At 30.0% G+C, this 17,449-nt stretch carries 13 protein-coding genes; 4 read left to right on the forward strand and 9 right to left on the reverse strand.

Features of this window, described 5'->3' with window-relative positions:
- Positions 1-16 precede the first annotated feature (16 nt).
- The 6 genes from K0039_RS04945 to K0039_RS04970 all read right to left on the reverse strand — a co-directional run bounded on the left by K0039_RS04945 (position 17) and on the right by K0039_RS04970 (position 4,627).
- Positions 17-1,693, reverse strand: a complete 1,677-nt coding sequence (locus K0039_RS04945) for an Eco57I restriction-modification methylase domain-containing protein (protein WP_228103922.1) — start codon at positions 1,691-1,693, stop codon at positions 17-19.
- Between the two features lie 121 nt (positions 1,694-1,814).
- Complete coding sequence (locus K0039_RS04950; protein WP_228103923.1) at positions 1,815-2,201, reverse strand: C40 family peptidase; 387 nt, start codon at positions 2,199-2,201, stop codon at positions 1,815-1,817.
- A 146-nt stretch (positions 2,202-2,347) separates the two neighbouring features.
- Positions 2,348-2,470, reverse strand: coding sequence for an SH3 domain-containing protein (locus K0039_RS04955; RefSeq protein WP_228103924.1), 123 nt, complete (start codon positions 2,468-2,470; stop codon positions 2,348-2,350).
- Entirely contained in the window at positions 2,467-2,694 is a 228-nt protein-coding gene (locus K0039_RS04960; protein WP_228103925.1) for an SH3 domain-containing protein, read from the reverse strand. Before K0039_RS04960 ends, K0039_RS04955 begins: the two co-directional genes overlap by 4 nt.
- 173 nt (positions 2,695-2,867) lie before the next feature.
- Complete coding sequence (locus K0039_RS04965) at positions 2,868-3,944, reverse strand: C40 family peptidase (RefSeq protein WP_228103926.1); 1,077 nt, start codon at positions 3,942-3,944, stop codon at positions 2,868-2,870.
- 248 nt (positions 3,945-4,192) lie between these two features.
- The gene (locus K0039_RS04970; protein ID WP_228103927.1) at positions 4,193-4,627 is read right to left on the reverse strand and encodes a dUTP diphosphatase; all 435 of its coding nucleotides are present in this window, start codon (positions 4,625-4,627) and stop codon (positions 4,193-4,195) included.
- A gap of 164 nt (positions 4,628-4,791) precedes the next feature.
- On the opposite strand from K0039_RS04970, the gene K0039_RS04975 reads away from it, so the two are divergent.
- A complete protein-coding gene (locus K0039_RS04975; RefSeq protein ID WP_228103928.1) occupies positions 4,792-6,981 on the forward strand; it encodes a type IA DNA topoisomerase in 2,190 nt (729 codons plus the stop codon).
- Between the two features lie 64 nt (positions 6,982-7,045).
- On the opposite strand, the gene pepT is transcribed toward K0039_RS04975, so the two are convergent.
- From pepT to K0039_RS04990, 3 genes are all read right to left on the reverse strand, one after another.
- A complete protein-coding gene (gene pepT, locus K0039_RS04980; protein ID WP_228103929.1) occupies positions 7,046-8,263 on the reverse strand; it encodes a peptidase T in 1,218 nt (405 codons plus the stop codon).
- A gap of 109 nt (positions 8,264-8,372) precedes the next feature.
- Complete coding sequence (locus K0039_RS04985) at positions 8,373-9,752, reverse strand: peptide MFS transporter (RefSeq protein ID WP_228103930.1); 1,380 nt, start codon at positions 9,750-9,752, stop codon at positions 8,373-8,375.
- A gap of 195 nt (positions 9,753-9,947) precedes the next feature.
- Positions 9,948-11,741, reverse strand: coding sequence for an aminopeptidase P family protein (locus tag K0039_RS04990; protein WP_228103931.1), 1,794 nt, complete (start codon positions 11,739-11,741; stop codon positions 9,948-9,950).
- Positions 11,742-12,152: 411 nt separating this feature from the next.
- Here K0039_RS04990 and K0039_RS04995 point away from each other — a divergent pair, with 411 nt between their 5' ends.
- The 3 genes from K0039_RS04995 to kdpB all read left to right on the forward strand — a co-directional run bounded on the left by K0039_RS04995 (position 12,153) and on the right by kdpB (position 17,440).
- A complete protein-coding gene (locus K0039_RS04995; protein WP_228103932.1) occupies positions 12,153-13,232 on the forward strand; it encodes a M24 family metallopeptidase in 1,080 nt (359 codons plus the stop codon).
- Positions 13,233-13,539: 307 nt separating this feature from the next.
- Positions 13,540-15,357: a potassium-transporting ATPase subunit KdpA gene (gene kdpA, locus K0039_RS05000; RefSeq protein ID WP_228103933.1), complete on the forward strand. Its 1,818-nt coding sequence runs from the start codon at positions 13,540-13,542 to the stop codon at positions 15,355-15,357.
- 13 nt (positions 15,358-15,370) lie between these two features.
- Positions 15,371-17,440, forward strand: a complete 2,070-nt coding sequence (gene kdpB / locus K0039_RS05005; protein WP_228103934.1) for a potassium-transporting ATPase subunit KdpB — start codon at positions 15,371-15,373, stop codon at positions 17,438-17,440.
- Positions 17,441-17,449 lie beyond the last annotated feature (9 nt).

Below are 17,449 nucleotides of genomic sequence, written 5' to 3' on the forward strand. Positions count from 1 at the left end.
AAATTGAGTAAACTTGCTATAAGTTAAGTGATTTATTAATTAATTCGTTAACTTTATTTTGCAGGAAATGGCTTTCATTTTCAAGGTAATTAATTTCCTTATTAATGGCATTTTTTTTACCTTGCAACTTTTTATTATTTTTAATCAATTCAACTTCTTTTTTTATTGAAATTATTTTTTTACTAAGAGACTCTACTTCGCTATAATTCTCATCTTTAAATATTTTTAATTTCATTACTTTATTTGGATAATAATCATATATTTTATTTCCCATACCTTTTCCTATCATTTTAAAATATCTATCATAGATTTCACTGTTTAATATTCCCACTATATACTCATAAGAAAATACGTTTTCATATTCTTCTTTAATATAGAATGAGTATACGTCTGCACTACTAAAATTATTATTCTCATCTATGGCAAACTTGTTATTAGAACTCTTGTATGGATACATGATTTTTTTTCTTTCAAATAAACTAGTATCTCTTCCCCATTGAAGTTCATACCATTTTCTAACTTTCTTAATGCATTCTCTTCTTTTCTCCAATTTATCTCTGTAAGGTTTGAAGCAATTTTCTTCTATGTAAGGATATTTATGAATTTCCTTAATATCATTTGCATAAATTAACTTTTGATTACCTTCTTCTATTATATATTGATTTACATTTCTATTTTTTATCCATGACTTTAAGAGCTTTTCGTCAATATGTTCTATTCTTTCATCTTCAATATTTAATATAAAGGCTTTATCACAACCAGTAATTATACCTTGAAAACTTATACAAATATCTTCTAAATCATATTCACTTTTTTGCACTATTCTTTCATAAAGCATTTTGTCTTCATAATTAAGTATTATCCAATTATTCTTTAAATCTACTTGATTAATACTTATTTTTTCACATTTCTCACTATTTAATAATATTTTTAAGTCTTTTATATTTTCAATATTTGTATTGTCTCCTATTTTGTATGCAGCTAATATATTATAATTGGTTTTTTTCTCCAAAATTGCTATAAGAGGTGCTATTCCTAAATTTTTAAATATATTAACATTTTTTAAATCTATAATCTTTTTTATGTCACAATTACTCCTAAGATAACCTCTAAGAAGTTTGCCAGATGGACTTTCTAAAAAGTATCTCGGTGTAATAAGTCCTATTTTACCTTCATCACTTATTAAATCTAAAGCTTTTTTATAAAAACAAAAATACATATCAGCTTTATCTTTATAAACGTCTTTATACTCACTTAATAAAAATTTTTTATATTCCTTATCTAGCATCTTATGCCCTATATATGGTGGATTTCCTATAATATAATCAAATTTCATATTATAATTCTTTTTTAGAGCATCTTCACAACTTATGTTATTTATTGTTGCTTGATTTTCTTCATTGTGAATATATGATTTCTTTTTATTTAAGGTTTCTTTTAAAATATTTATTGCATCTTTATCTATATCTACTCCATAAATACATTTATTTATAATATGATCACTTATATTATTAATATAATTTTCACCGTATTCTTCATTTATCTCATCTATATTATTTTTTATTAATTTATATATCATATAATATGCTTCTATTAAAAAGTTCCCACATCCACAAGATAAATCTAAAATCTTAGGCTCTGGATCTTTAATTATATTATGACTTTTAAATACTTCTTCTAATATATAGTTCACAATTATTTTGGGTGTATAATAAATCCCCTTCACTTTTTTGTCATATAAAGACAAACTTTCTTCATATGACTTTGACAATTCATAGTTATCTATTTTTCTCCCCCCCTACAATCTTTATCCCCTATGTTGAAATTATAGCATATTTGTTTTTTGTATAAATATGTAAATTACAAAGTCTTAATAATTTTAAAACTCTTCTTCCATTAACGAAAGCTTTTAAGTAATAATCACTATCTAATTGTGAAATTGATACTTTACCCTGGCTAGAAGATGCATGTATAAATTGATTATTTCCTAAATAAATTCCCACACGAGAAATAACATTATCCATAACTCCTAAAGTATCAAAAAATACTAAGTCTCCAGGTCGTAGATCCTTTTTGCTAATATATGTTCCATACGCTCCCTGCTCCTTTGATGAACGTGGTAAAGATATTCTTGCTACGTTTTTGTATACATACCAAGTAAATCCAGAACAATCAAAAGTATCAGGACCTTCATCTGCCAAACATACTTTTTACCAAGTAAGCTTTTAGCATATTCAATTATATTCTCTGCACTTACTGAAATTGTTATTTGGCTAATATCTGATATTTTATTGCTTAAATAGATACTTGCAACATATCCTTCTTTGCCATTATATTTTATTTTTGATCATCCATATGATGTTGATATTACTTCTACCTCGCTTCCCTTGGATATAGTTCCTATAATAGAAGCTTTTGTTGATGAACTACTTCTAAAATTTAATACACTTACATTGACATACTTTTTCACCTTTCTACTACTTGTACTGTTCTATCACTTAAATATTCGATAGATAAAAATCCAAGTATATCTTTATATCTAACTAAAATCCATCCATCTGACTGTGGTAATATTTCAACCTGAGTATTTTTAGGTAGAGATTGTATTATTTCATAATCAGTAGAAGGCCCCTTCCTAAAATTTAAATTATCTATATTAACTATTTTTATTTTATTATTTATGCTTGCAATCATACTTTCTCTTATAACTTAATGTTATAATATTATCAACTCCTGTTGATAATTTTAATAGAAAAACTCTATTATTGTAAATATATGCATGTTTGCAATAATTTGTGTTTGTTCAAATACTATAAAAAATTTTTTTAAACAAAAAACTACCTCTAAAAATAGAGGCAGTTTTTAATTTATAATACTCTTCTAGCGTTTACAAATGCTCCATTGTAATAAGAACTCATTTGAGAAATTACAACTTTTCCTTTACTTGATGACGCATGTATAAACTCATTATTTCCTAAATATATTCCGACATGACTAACATTACCATCATTTGATCCACTTGTATCAAAGAATATTAAGTCTCCAGCTTTTAAATTACTTTTACTTACATAAGCCCCATAATTACTTTGATCCTTAGATACTCTTGGTAAACTTACATTTGCTGCATTTTTAAATGCATAGTAAGTAAATCCCGAGCAGTCAAAACTGCTAGGTCCTTGAGCTCCCCATACATAAGGCTTTCCAAGTAAAGTTTTAGCTAGAGATATAACTTTACTTACTGATGAAGATGTTGAAGTAGAGTTATCAGAAGCACTACTACTTAAATACTGGCTTGATACATATCCTGTTTTACCACTATACTTTATTTTTGACCATCCATTTGATGTCGATATTACTTCTACCTTAGTCCCACTTGATAGTGTTCCTATTACTGAATAACTTGTTGATGGCCCACTTCTAACATTTAAAGTTGAAGTATTTACATATTTTGTTGTCGTAGCACTTGATTCAGGGGCACTACTACTTAAATACTGACTTGATACATATCCTGTTTTACCATCATATTTTATTTTTGACCATCCATTTGATGTTGATATTAATTCTACCTTAGTTCCACTTGATAGTTTTCCTATTATTGAGTAACTTGTTGATGGTCCGCTTCTAAAGTTTAATGATGTAGTGTTTACATATTTTGCCTTTGTGCTTGACGTATATTTTCCAACGTAATCTCCATGAACATATCCTGTTTTATTAGAATATTTAACTTTTATCCAGGAACCGCTTTCTCCTAAATATTCTACTTTATCACCTTTGTTGAACTTTCCAATTGATGAATAACTTGTTGATGGTCCACTTCTAAAGTTTACCGTGTCTGCTGTTATAACTCTATACTCAGTATCTGCAAATGCTGTGGTCATTCCTGTATGTAACATAATTGACGATGCTACTAATCCTGTTAAAACGTATTTTTTATCAATACTCATAAATATATTATAACTTCTTACAGTTATAATTTACTCAACTCCTCTCACAGTGCTATTTTCTATATTGTCAATTTTTAAAGATAACTTTCTTAATAATTTTAAATATTATAATTAGTATTATTACAAAAATGTAAGTTTTTGTCCATAAGTTTAAATGTATTTACATTATTTACATGAGTAATCAAGTAATTTTTGGATATAATAATAGACCAACTATAAATTAGTTGGCCTATTATTATATAAATATATTATTGTTTGCCTGTGCTTCCAATTCCGCCTCTATCTTCTGCTTGAAGCCTTTCTACTTCATTAAAAGCTATCTTTGGTTGATTTTCTTGTATCCTAAATTGGCATATTCTATCATTTATTTCTATTACTGTATCTCTAAGAGCAAATGCTGGCATAAACCACCAATCATTTGATCCACAATATGTGTTATCTACTATTCCACAATGATTAGTTTGAATTATTCCAAAGTTTTTAAAAGTACTACTTCTTGGTACTATATGAGCTTCATAACCTTTAGGCAACTCCATAGCCACCCCTAAATGAATTAATTTGAATTCTCCTGCTTTTAATTCAACTTTTTCAGCAGATCTTAAATCTATCCAGTCAGACTTTCCATCTATGTATTCTAATCTTTTTATTTCATCATTAAGATATTGAATTTTTATATTTTTCATGCTGTTATCTCCTTTTAAACATATTATTTTTCATCTTATTTAAAGCACTTTTATATTTTACTACAATATATAATATTATGTAAGAGTATAAGAATTTAATTTCCAAATACTTGAGTAGTTCCAATATATATGGTAATATTGTAATGTTCAAAAGGAGGTATGAAATGAAACTTATTTTAGCAGAAAAACCATCTGTTGCTAAGACTATTGCATCCTTTTTAGGTGCAAAAACTAGGCACAACGGATATTTTGAAGGAAATGAATATATTGTCACATATGCAGTTGGACATTTAGTATCTCTGTATGATATGAAAGATTATGATAAAGATAAATATTCTGGATCATGGAAGATGGATAGTTTTCCATTTATCCCTCAAGATAGATTTAAATTTAAAGTTGAAGCTTCTAAAAAAGATCAATTTAATGTAATTAAAACCTTGTTAAATAGAAATGATGTTGAATATATAATAAATGCAACAGATAATGATAGAGAAGGTGAGCTAATATCTTTTTTAATTTTTCTTATGGCAAAAAATAAGAAGCCTGTAAAAAGAATATTAGTTAATGAGTGGACTCCTCAAGATATTACAAAAGGACTTCAAAATCTTAAAGACGATGAAGAAATGAGAAACCTACAAGCTGCTGGTTATACAAGGCTAATCACAGACTGGCTAATAGGTATAAATTTTACTTCCATAGCCACTCTTAAATATGGGAATGGTAAATTACTAAACATAGGACGTGTTATACTTCCTACTGTAAAACTAGTTTACGATAGAGACATGGAAATTAGAAACTTTGTTCCAAAAACTTATTATGAAATAGAAGGAAGTTTTAGATGTAAAAACGGTGAGTATAAAGGTAAGTTAGTTAAAAATAAAAATAGTAAATTTGATACACCTGAAGAAGCTAAAGTAATAATTGATAGTATTACTTCTAAAGAAGGTACGATAACAGATAAAAAAGTTACTACTTCTAAAGAATATTCTCCTAAATTATTCTCTCTGACTTCACTTCAAGGTTTTATAACTTCTAAATATAGTCACTTTACTTCAGATAAAGTTCTTAACGTTTGTCAGTCTTTATATGAAGGTAAAGGAAAAGGTGGATATATTACTTATCCAAGAACAGATTCTATTTATCTTGAAGAAAGTTTAGTAGATAAGACTGCTCAAACTTTAGATAAATTAAAAAAAGGTCTACCATATGAAGGTAAAATTAAATTTACAAAAACAAAAAGAGTTTTTGACTCTTCAAAAGTTGATAGCCATAGTGCCATTACACCTACTTACATAATTCCTACAAATCTAACATCAGATGAAGCTATTGTTTACAATGCTATCAAAGATAGGTTTATTGCTAACTTTATGCCACCTGCAGAGTATGAAAATACAGAAATTAAAACTGATGTGGATAAAAATATCTTCCTTACTAAAGGAAAAGTATTAAAAATTAAAGGTTATTTGGAAGTTTACAATAAGGAAGAAAAAGACGATTTACTTCCTATGATGGATAAAAATGAAGTGGTAGATGTTATTGAAGTAAAACCTATAAGCAAACAAACTACCCCTCCTAAACCATATACTGAGGATACTTTGCTTAAGGCCATGAAAAATTGTGGTAAAAATGTATCTGAAGAAGATACAGCTGTATTATCTGGTTATTCCATAGGAACTTCTGCAACTCGTGCTGATGTACTTAAGAAAATCGGTCAAGTTGGATATGTAAGTAAAAAAGGAAAATCTTATTTTATAACTGACTTAGGTCAAAATCTAGTAGAAATCTTCCCTGTTAAAGAACTATTTGACGTGGATTATACTGGTAAACTAGAAAAAAGCCTAAGTGATATTCAAAAAGGGCAGTTTACTAGAAAAGAATATTTAAACAATATAATGAGCTTTATTTGGAATAGTGTAAATCGTATTAAATATGATAGACAAAAAAAGATCTCTACAGAAAGTTTCACTTATAATGCAAAAACTAAAAAGTTTGTAAGCGATAAAAAAAATTCAACCTCTAAGAAATCTACAAAGACTGCTACCAATGCATCTAAATCAATTGAAAATACTTCCCTAGGAAAATGTCCAGTTTGTGGTGGCGATGTTATGGAAAGCGAAAAAGGATTCTTTTGCACAAATTATAATAATTGTAAATATGGTATTTTCAAAGATGATAAATACCTACAATTATTTAAAAAGAAGCCAACAAAAACTATGGTTAAAAGTTTACTTAAAAAAGGTGAGGCTAAAGTCAAGTCTATGACTGGTAAGGACGGCAATAAATTTGATGCCATACTTAAGTATGAAAAGAATGATAAGGGATATTATGGTTGGCTAATAAAAAAAGATTCATAATAAAAATAGGGGAATAAATCTCAATATTTATTCCCCTATTTTTTAATTAACTATGTAAAAATAATTACATTTCTGCATATATTTTAACTAATTCAATAGCTATATCAACAACTTTATCCATACCTTCAACACTTATATGTTCACAAGCTCCATGATAAGCTGCTCCACCAGTTCCTAAGTTTGGACAAGGAAGTCCTTTAAAACTTAATTGAGCACCGTCAGTTCCTCCACGTATAGCATCTACAGTTGGCTCTAAACCTACTGCTTTTATAGCTTTTTTAGCATTGTCTATTAAATGCATGCATGGCTCTATTTGTTCTTTCATATTTCTGTATTGTTGTTTTATAGTAAGAGTTACTACACCTTCACCGTATTTTTCATTCATAGTTTTTTCTATGTTTTGTAAAAATTCATTTCTTGCAGCAAACTTATCTGCATAATGATCTCTAACTATGTAAACTAATTTAGAATATTCAACTGAACCTATAGTTTCCATTAAATGATAAAACCCTTCATATCCTTCAGTAGTTGCTGGAGTTTCATTTGGTAACATTGAATTTATCTCCATAGCTAATAATTGAGAGTTTACCATTATATCTTTTGCACTACCTGGATGAACATTTATACCTTTTATTTCAAATGTTGCTCCTGATGCATTAAAGTTTTCATATTCTATTTGTCCTTCTAACCATCCATCTAAAGTGTATGCAAAATCAGCTCCAAATTTCTCAACATCAAAATTATGAGCTCCTGTACCTATTTCTTCATCGGGATTAAATCCTATACATATCTTTCCATGAGGTATATTCTCTTTTTGTATTATTTCTATTGCAGTCATTATTTCTGCTATACCTGCTTTATCATCTGCCCCAAGTAAAGTAGTTCCATCTGTAGTTATTAAAGTTCTTCCTTTAAAGTTTTTTAAATGTGGAAAATCTGAAACTTTTATAACTCTTCCACTCTCTCCTAAAACTATATCTTCTCCATCATAATTTTCTATGATTTGTGGGTTTACATTTTGTCCACTTATATCTTCTGCAGTATCTAAGTGAGCTATAAATCCTAATTTAGATTTGTCTTCATATCCTTTTGTTGCAGGTAAAGTTCCATAAACATAACATTTATCATCTACATGAGCATCTTCTATTCCTAGTTCTTTCATCTCTTCTACTAATAATTTAGCTAAATCAAATTGACGAGAAGTAGAAGGTACAGTTTCGCTACTACCATCACTAGTAGTCCATACTTTTACATAATTTAACATTCTTTCATAAGCTCTCATAGTTTCAATCTCCTTCTGTTGAAAAATTTATTTTAATTTAATAAAAAACTGGGTTCTGTAACAGCTCAGAACCCAGTTGTAATATTTTTATTATGATACTGTATGATAATTAAGCTACTTTGTTTTCACCATTTTCATTATCATCAGCAACTAATTTGCTTAAGTTTTTATCTAGTGCAAATAATGCTACTGCACAAACAAATAATATTACTGGTATTACAGTATAAACTGTTATCATATCAAATTGCTTTGTAAAGTTGTATATTGCTCCATGAGTTTTACCAGCTATAAATGTAGCAAAAGTCCAAACTCCCATTAATACAGCTAAGTATTTTTTTGGAGCATATTTACTTACAAATGAGTTTCCAAGTGGAGAGAAACACATCTCCCCTAAACTTAAGAAGAATCCAAATGCTATTATCCACATTATAGAAGCTTTTGCAGTTTCTGGAGCACCTATTCCTCTTGTAAATTCAGCTCCAACTAACATTAAGAATGCAACTCCTAAGAAAGCCAATCCTATACCTGTTTTCTTAAATAAAGATAAGTCACCTTGTGGTCTTTGAGATAGTTTGTACCATAAAGAACCTAAAACTGGTCCAAGAGCAATACATAAGAATGCATTTTCTGAGTCAAACCATAATAATGGCACTTGGAAGTTACCAATTGACATATCAACAAATGCTCCACCATAATCATAAACTGCTAGGTAAGTAACATACCAGAATAACCAGAATATTACTGAGAAAGTAGAAACTAAAACTATAGCCATTACTCTTTTCTTTTCCATTACAGTTAATGGTTCTTTGCTATCATTTTTAGTACTATCATCTTTTTCTTGACCAGCTAAGAATGGCTTTTTACCATGTTCTCCTAATAGCTTCCATCCTAAAACAAATATTATTGCTCCAACTATCATTATGGCTGCCGAGAATTTAAAGCATGCTGTATATCCTAAAACGCCACCTTTATTAAATAAATACATATAAGCAAATCCAAAGAAAGTTGTTCCAAAGAAACTACCTATATTTATGAAACTATATTGTGTTGAGAAGGCTGAGTCAAGTTGATCTTGATCTTTAAATAAAGTACCTGTTAATGCAGATAAATTACCTTTAAATAAACCTGTACCTAAAGCAACTAAAGCTATCATTATATTAATTCCTGATATATCTGTAGCATTAGCCCCTATAAAATAACCAGCACCCATTATTAACATTCCCGCTGGTATGGCATATCTAGCTCCTACCCATCTATCACAAACCATACCACCAAATATTGGTGCCAAGTAAGTAAATGCTACTAAGTTAGATACTGCTAAAGCTGCTTGATCTGATGTAAGTCCTAGTCCACCTGTTGCAACGCTTGCTGCAATAAATAATAACAATATTCCTTTACTTCCATAGTATGCTGATCTTTCAAACGAAAAAGCGCCTGAGCATAAATAGAAAGCTAAAGGTTTCTTTTTTGATTTAACTGTGTTTTCCATGTTGTCCCCCATATAATGTATTTTTTGTGTATCTTCCATATCAGTCATTTCCTAAGCTGTTAATAAATATGGCTGATTGTCCGTACACAGTTTTATGATAACTATCAAAGATATCTTAATAGATATCTTTGATAGATTCAAACTCCTTAAGCTTATTTCAAACTTTTATAATTATTATTTTTTTAATTTTCAATACTATATTGCTCTTGTATATTCTTTTAACCAGTTTCTTTCTTCTTCATTTAAATAAGGACTGATTGTTTCGTATACGTTTTTATGATAATCATTTAAATACGATTTTTCTCTTTCAGTCATTAAACTTGGATTAATTCCATCTAAATCTATTGGACACATAGTTATTGCATTAAATGCCATGAATTGTCCATTTATATTTTTCTCTAGCTTTTTAACAACTAGTTGGTTTTCTATACGAATTCCATGAGAACCTTCCATATAAATTCCTGGTTCATTTGTTATAACCATTCCTTCTTCGAAAGGAGTTGTTTCATGTTTTGCAGGTACAATATACCATCTGAATCCAGCTGGTCCTTCATGCACACTTAACATATATCCAACACCATGTCCTGTTCCACATTTATAGTCAATTCCCATATCCCACATTGGTCCTCTTGCAAGTATATCTAAGTTATATCCTCTACATCCATGTAAGAACTTAGCCATGGAAAGGTTTATCATACCTCTTGCTACTGCAGTATAATGTGTTTTAAATTCCTCAGATATTTCTCCCAATATGTATGTTCTTGTTACATCTGTAGTTCCCTCTAAATAATGACCTCCAGAATCTACTAAGAACATATGCTCTGCTTTTATTTTGTAATCGCTTTCTTCAGTTGCTGCATAATGCATCATAGCAGCATGTTCTTTATAACCTGCTATAGTTTCAAAACTTAAATCAAAAAATCCTTCTTGTTCTTTTCTAAGCTTTAATAGCTTTTCTGATGCACTAAGTTCACTAATTTCAATTTTACCTACGTTAGTTTTTAACCAGTACATAAATTTAGTACACGCTATGCCATCTTTTATATATGCATTTTCTATATTTTTCAATTCAGTTTCATTTTTCATTGCCTTCATTAAAACTGCAGGATTTTCTATTTCTACTTTTTTAATATTTTCTGAAATATTATTATATAAAGAATAGTTTACTCTCTCCGGATCTAGCATTATAACTTCTTTTTCATCTAATCCTTTTATGAAATCATAAACATCATTATATGGTCTTATTTCTATATTAGATTCATTAAATTCTGACTTAACAGAATCCTCAAGTTTATTCTCATTAATAAATAAATAAGCTTTATCAAGAGTTATAGCTGCATAAGCAAGCACTACTGGTGTATAACTTACATCATTTCCTCTTATATTAAATATCCATGCTACCTCATCTAAAGTTGTTACTACATGAGTTGTCGCACCATTTTCTCTCATTACATTTCTTATTCTATTTATTTTTGATTGGAAGCTTTCTCCAGCATATTTCACATCTAATGCGAAAGCCTTTTCTTCTGATAAAGCAGGTCTATCTTCCCAAATAGAATCAATAAGATCTTCGTCATACTTAATGATAACGTTTTTCTTCTCTAATTCTTCTTTAAGTTCTAATCCTTCACCAGCTGCTATCAATCTTCCGTCAAAGCCTAATTTTCCACCTATCTCTATATTTTCTATAACAAATTCATTAACAGTTGGTACTCCTTCTTCTCCCATTTTGAATAGGTCTATACCACTTCCTGCTAACTCTTTTTCAGCTTGAATAAAATATCTTCCATCAGTCCATAATCCAGCTTTCTCTTTAGTTACTACTACAGTTCCTGCTGAACCTTTAAAGCCTGAAATAAATTTTCTAGATTTAAAATATTCCCCAACATATTCACTTTGGTGATTGTCTGCAGAAGGAATAATGTAAACATCAATGTTTCTATCTTCCATTATTTCTCTAAGTGCAGATACTCTACCTGCTATATTCATATACTATCCACCCCTATATATAATATTTTGTTAAACATTTGATATTAAGTTGTCTACAAGTCATATACGTTTGAATATAATTATTTCATTTGTAATATATATTTGCATTTAACATGTCTTGTCATCTGTAATTATAATATAATCTTAGAATAATTACACTACATATTATTTTTTTTTTTTATAAATTTACAATTATTTGCCACATTACTTCTTATAACTACATGCCAACAGTAATATTATTAATTTATTAATAATTTAACGCACTTTAAATGTTTTATTTTTTTATTTTTTTAAGTTTTGAATGACTAATATTGACTTTATTAGACATGAATATTACAATAATCTTAGTTAATTTAAATAAATGAATTTTTAGATTAATTAATTTGTACTTTACAATAGGGGGATTTATTAATGGATCAAATGAAATTACAAAGAATTATTACATCAATGAAGGAAAACGATGTTCCTCAATTAATAGTAGCTGATCCAGCTTCTATATGTTATTTAACAGGCCGTATGTTAAATTGTGGCGAAAGAATGCTTGCTCTTTATCTTGATGTTGAAGGCAATCATAAGTTTTTCATAGGTAAATTATTCCCACAGTCTACTCCAATTGAAGGAGCTGAAATAGTTTACTTTGATGATATTGATGATTATGTAGGAATGTTAGCAAACTGCATGAGACAAAGCACTATAGTTGGTATAGATAAAGTTTGGCCAGCTAAGTTCTTATTACCTTTAATGAGCAAATTAAATGCTACTAAATTTATTGATGGATCATTCATAATAGATGACATTCGTCAAATTAAAAATGAAAAAGAGCAAGAATTAATGAGAGAAGCTTCGAAATTAAATGATAGCGTTATAGAAAGATTAATGCCTCTTGTTAAAGAAGGTTACACTGAATTAGAAATGGCAGACAAAATTTTAGAAATGTATCTTGAAGGTGGAGCTTCAGGTCACTCTTTTGATCCAATTATAGGATATGGTGCTAATGCTGCTGACCCTCACCACGAATCAGACAACTCTAAAGGTAAATTCGGAGATTCAGTTGTTCTTGACTTAGGTTGTGTAAAAGATGGATACTGCTCTGATATGACTAGAACAGTATTTTTAGGTGAAGTTTCTGAAAAAGGAAAAGAAGTATATGAAATAGTTAAAGAAGCTAACTTAAGAGGTATAGCTGCTAGTAAACCAGGAAATAGATTCTGTGATGTAGATAACGCTTGTCGTGACTACATAACTGAAAAAGGTTACGGAGAATACTTTACTCACAGAACTGGTCACTCTATAGGAATGGAATGCCATGAGTTCGGTGATGTATCTTCTGTAAATGAAGCTATATTAAAACCAGGTATGATATTCTCAGTTGAGCCAGGTGTTTACTTACCAGGTGAAGTTGGAGTTAGAATAGAAGACTTAGTATTAATAACTGAGGATGGTTGTGAAGTATTAAACAATGTAACTAAAGATTTAATTGTTATAAAATAAATATTACTTTAATTATTTATTATAAAATCGGAGTTCTTATGGCTCCGGTTTTTTTATGCAAATTTTTAGGCAATGACAATATCACATCTATCAAAGATATTTCATCTCTCATATGAATGTAACCAATCTTAATACTATTTTAATGCTCATCCTATAAGTCTTAATACCTTTTTAAAACATCAATTCTTATAATTGAATTATAAAAAAAGGAGGTATAAGAAATGCAAATAATAATTTGGACGATTGGTCTAGTTGCAATAATTTTATTAATTTACTATTTTGTAATTCTTATGGGAGGAGATAAACAATGACGTACACAATTTTGCAGTATTTAATTTATTTAGTAATTCTTATAGTGCTTGCCATACCGCTTGGTTCATATATAGGTAAAGTAATGAATGGAGAAAAAGTATTTTTATCAAAACTTTTATATCCATGTGAAAAATTTATTTATAAAGTAATAAAAGTTAAAAGTGATGAAGAAATGAACTGGAAAAAATATATTTGTTCTGTTTTAGTGTTTAATGGAATAGGTTTAATGTTTTTATTTTTTCTTCAGTTATTTCAAGGTCGTTTAATTGGTAATCCTCAAAAGTTACCTGGTGTACCATGGGATCTATCTTTAAATACAGCTATAAGTTTCATAACAAATACTAACTGGCAAGCCTATAGTGGTGAGTCTTCTTTAAGTTATTTAACTCAATCTATTGGCCTTACAGTTCAAAACTTTGTTTCAGCTGCAACAGGTATCGCTATATTATTTGCTTTAATTCGTGGATTTGTGAAGGTCAAGTCAAAAGGGCTTGGTAGCTACTGGGTTGATATGACTAGAATAATACTTTATGTATTGATACCTTTGAATATAGTTATTTCTATTGGACTTTTATCTCAAGGTGTTGTTCAAAACTTTAAGCCTGCTGAAACTGTTCAGCTAATTGAACCTATTGCTGTTGATAATAATGGTAATATTATTGAAAATGCAAAAATTGACTTAAAGACTAATACAGTCTCTGTTAATGGAAAAGTAATTAATAATGCAGAAATTGTAGACGAGGAAATTATTCCTCTTGGACCTGCTGCCAGTCAAATAGCAATAAAACAAACTGGTACTAATGGTGGTGGATTCTATGGTGTGAACTCTGCTCATCCTTTAGAAAATCCTACAATAATTTCTAATTTACTTGAGATGATTTCTCTTCTACTAATACCTGCAGCTTTATGCTTCACATTTGGTAGAAATGTTAAAAACAAAAAACAAGGTATTGCAATTTTTATGGCCATGTTTATAGTTCTTATAATAGCTCTTGGAGCAGTTGCTGTATGTGAACAAAATGCTACTCCTCAACTTTCACAAAATGGTGCTGTTGATATGACCACTGTAGGTCAATCTGGCGGAAATATGGAAGGTAAAGAGTCTCGTTTTGGTATAGCTGCTTCATCTACATGGGCTACATTTACTACAGCTGCTTCAAATGGTTCTGTAAATTCTATGCATGATAGTTACACTCCTATAGGTGGAATGGTAACCATGTTACTAATGCAACTTGGTGAAGTAATATTTGGTGGTGTTGGATGTGGATTGTATGGAATGTTAGCTTTTGCCATACTAACTGTATTTATTGCAGGACTTATGGTTGGTAGAACACCTGAATTTTCAGGTAAAAAAATTGAACCTTACGAAATGAAATGGTCAGTTCTTGTCTGCCTTGCTACTCCTATTGCTATATTAATTGGTAGCGGTATTGCAGCAGTTTGGCCTGGTATTACAGATAGTCTAAACAATGCTGGTACTCATGGTTTTTCTGAGATACTTTATGCCTATTCATCAGTAGGCGGAAATAACGGATCTGCTTTTGCTGGTTTTGGTGCAAATACAGTATTTTTGAATCTTACTTTAGGATTGTGTATGTTGTTTGCTAGATTTATTCCAATGATAGGCATTATGGCTATTGCTGGTAGCTTAGTTCAAAAGAAAAAAATTGCTACTACAGCAGGTACATTGTCAACTACAAATGCCATGTTTGTATTTTTATTAATTATGATTATTTTATTAATTGGTGCCCTTAGCTTTTTCCCAGCATTATCACTAGGACCAATCGCTGAATATTTCAGCTCAATCTTATAGGAGGTGACCTTAATTGAATAATAATACAAAAACTGCTCTTTCAGATAAAAACATGATTAAAAGAGCTATAAAAGATTCATTTATAAAGTTAAATCCAAAAACACAAAAGGAAAATCCTGTAATGTTATTGGTCTATATATCTGCTATATTAACTAGTTTGCTTTGGGTAGCGTCATTGTTTGGTATTAAAGATGCTTCACCTGGGTACACATTGTCTATAGCAATAATTCTTTGGTTTACAGTAATATTTGCAAATTTTGCAGAATCCATAGCTGAAGGTAGAGGTAAAGCTCAAGCAGATACTTTAAGAGCAAGTAAACATGATGTAAATGCATATAAAATTCCATCTTTAATTGAAAAAGATAATATAACTGTAGTTCCATCTGCTACTTTAAAAAAAGGCGATATAGTGATTGTTAAGGCTGATCAGCAAGTACCTGCTGATGGTGAAGTAATTGAAGGTGCTGCTTCTGTAGATGAAAGTGCTATAACTGGTGAATCTGCACCAGTTATACGTGAAGCTGGCGGAGATAGAAGTGCCGTCACAGGAGGAACTACAGTAATTTCCGACTGGATAATAATAAAGGTCTCTAACGAATCAGGAGAAAGTTTCCTTGATAAAATGATTGCTATGGTTGAAGGCGCCTCAAGAAAAAAAACGCCAAATGAAATAGCTCTTGAAATATTTCTTGTAGCTCTTTCAATAATATTTATTTTAGTTACTATGTCACTTTATACCTACTCTGATTTTGCCGCAAATCAAGCAGTAATAGATAATCCAACATCTATAACTACATTAGTAGCTTTGCTTGTCTGCTTAGCTCCAACAACAATAGGTGCTCTACTTTCTTCCATCGGTATAGCCGGTATGAGCAGATTAAATTCCGCAAATGTACTTGCAATGAGCGGCCGTGCTATAGAGGCAGCTGGAGATGTGGATACATTAATGCTTGATAAAACAGGAACTATAACACTTGGTAATCGTCAAGCCAGTGAATTTATTCCTGTAGATGGTACTTCTCCTAAAGATTTAGCTGATGCTGCACAATTATCATCTTTAGCTGACGAAACTCCAGAGGGTAGAAGTATAGTAATTCTTGCTAAAGAACAATTTAATATAAGAGGAAGAAATCTTAATGATAAAAATATTAATTTCATTTCCTTCTCTGCTAAAACTCGTATGAGTGGTGTTGATTATAATGGAGATGAAATTCGTAAAGGTGCTGTAGATGCAATAAAAGACTATGTCTCTCAATTTGGTGGCATATATAGTGATGAATGTGATGAAGTTGTAAGAAAAATATCTAACCAAGGTGGTACTCCATTAATAGTTACTAAAAATCATAAAATACTTGGGGTAATACATTTAAAAGATATTATAAAAAAAGGCGTAAAAGAAAAGTTTGCTGATTTAAGAAAAATGGGTATTAAAACAATAATGATAACTGGAGATAATCCTCTTACTGCAGCTGCCATATCTGCCGAAGCTGGAGTTGATGATTTTCTTGCAGAGGCTACACCAGAAGGAAAACTAGAATTAATCAGAGAATATCAAAGAAAAGGTCATTTAGTCGCTATGACTGGTGATGGAACAAATGATGCTCCAGCCCTTGCTCAAGCTGATGTTGCTGTTGCTATGAACTCTGGTACTCAAGCTGCAAAAGAAGCTGGTAACATGGTTGATTTAGACTCATCACCTACTAAACTTATAGATATCGTTCGTATTGGTAAACAACTTTTGATGACAAGGGGTAGTCTAACTACTTTTTCTATAGCAAATGACCTTGCAAAATATTTTGCCATAATACCTGCTCTATTTCTAGGCTTGTATCCTCAACTTTCTGCATTGAATATTATGAACCTTCACAGCCCACAAAGTGCTGTTTTATCAGCAATAATATACAATGCTTTAATAATTATTGCTTTGATTCCATTGGCATTAAATGGTGTTAAATATCGTGAGGTATCTGCTGGCAAATTACTTTCTAGAAATTTATTGGTATATGGACTTGGTGGCGTAATAACTCCATTTATATTTATAAAAATAATAGATGTGTTATTAACTTCTGTTGGCCTAGTTTAATGTAGAAGG

Origin of the sequence: Terrisporobacter mayombei (assembly GCF_020748465.1) — a bacterium.
Taxonomy (GTDB): Bacteria; Bacillota; Clostridia; order Peptostreptococcales; family Peptostreptococcaceae; genus Terrisporobacter; species Terrisporobacter mayombei.

Coding starts and splice junctions, on each gene's coding strand:
- pepT (WP_228103929.1), bottom strand. CDS start 8,263: ATGAGAGCTTATGAAAGAATGTTAAATTATGTAAAAGTATGGACTACT.
- kdpA (WP_228103933.1), top strand. CDS start 13,540: ATGACGTACACAATTTTGCAGTATTTAATTTATTTAGTAATTCTTATA.
- K0039_RS04965 (WP_228103926.1), bottom strand. CDS start 3,944: ATGAGTATTGATAAAAAATACGTTTTAACAGGATTAGTAGCATCGTCA.
- K0039_RS04970 (WP_228103927.1), bottom strand. CDS start 4,627: ATGAAAAATATAAAAATTCAATATCTTAATGATGAAATAAAAAGATTA.
- K0039_RS04985 (WP_228103930.1), bottom strand. CDS start 9,752: ATGGAAAACACAGTTAAATCAAAAAAGAAACCTTTAGCTTTCTATTTA.
- K0039_RS04995 (WP_228103932.1), top strand. CDS start 12,153: ATGGATCAAATGAAATTACAAAGAATTATTACATCAATGAAGGAAAAC.
- K0039_RS04990 (WP_228103931.1), bottom strand. CDS start 11,741: ATGAATATAGCAGGTAGAGTATCTGCACTTAGAGAAATAATGGAAGAT.
- K0039_RS04975 (WP_228103928.1), top strand. CDS start 4,792: ATGAAACTTATTTTAGCAGAAAAACCATCTGTTGCTAAGACTATTGCA.
- K0039_RS04960 (WP_228103925.1), bottom strand. CDS start 2,694: ATGATTGCAAGCATAAATAATAAAATAAAAATAGTTAATATAGATAAT.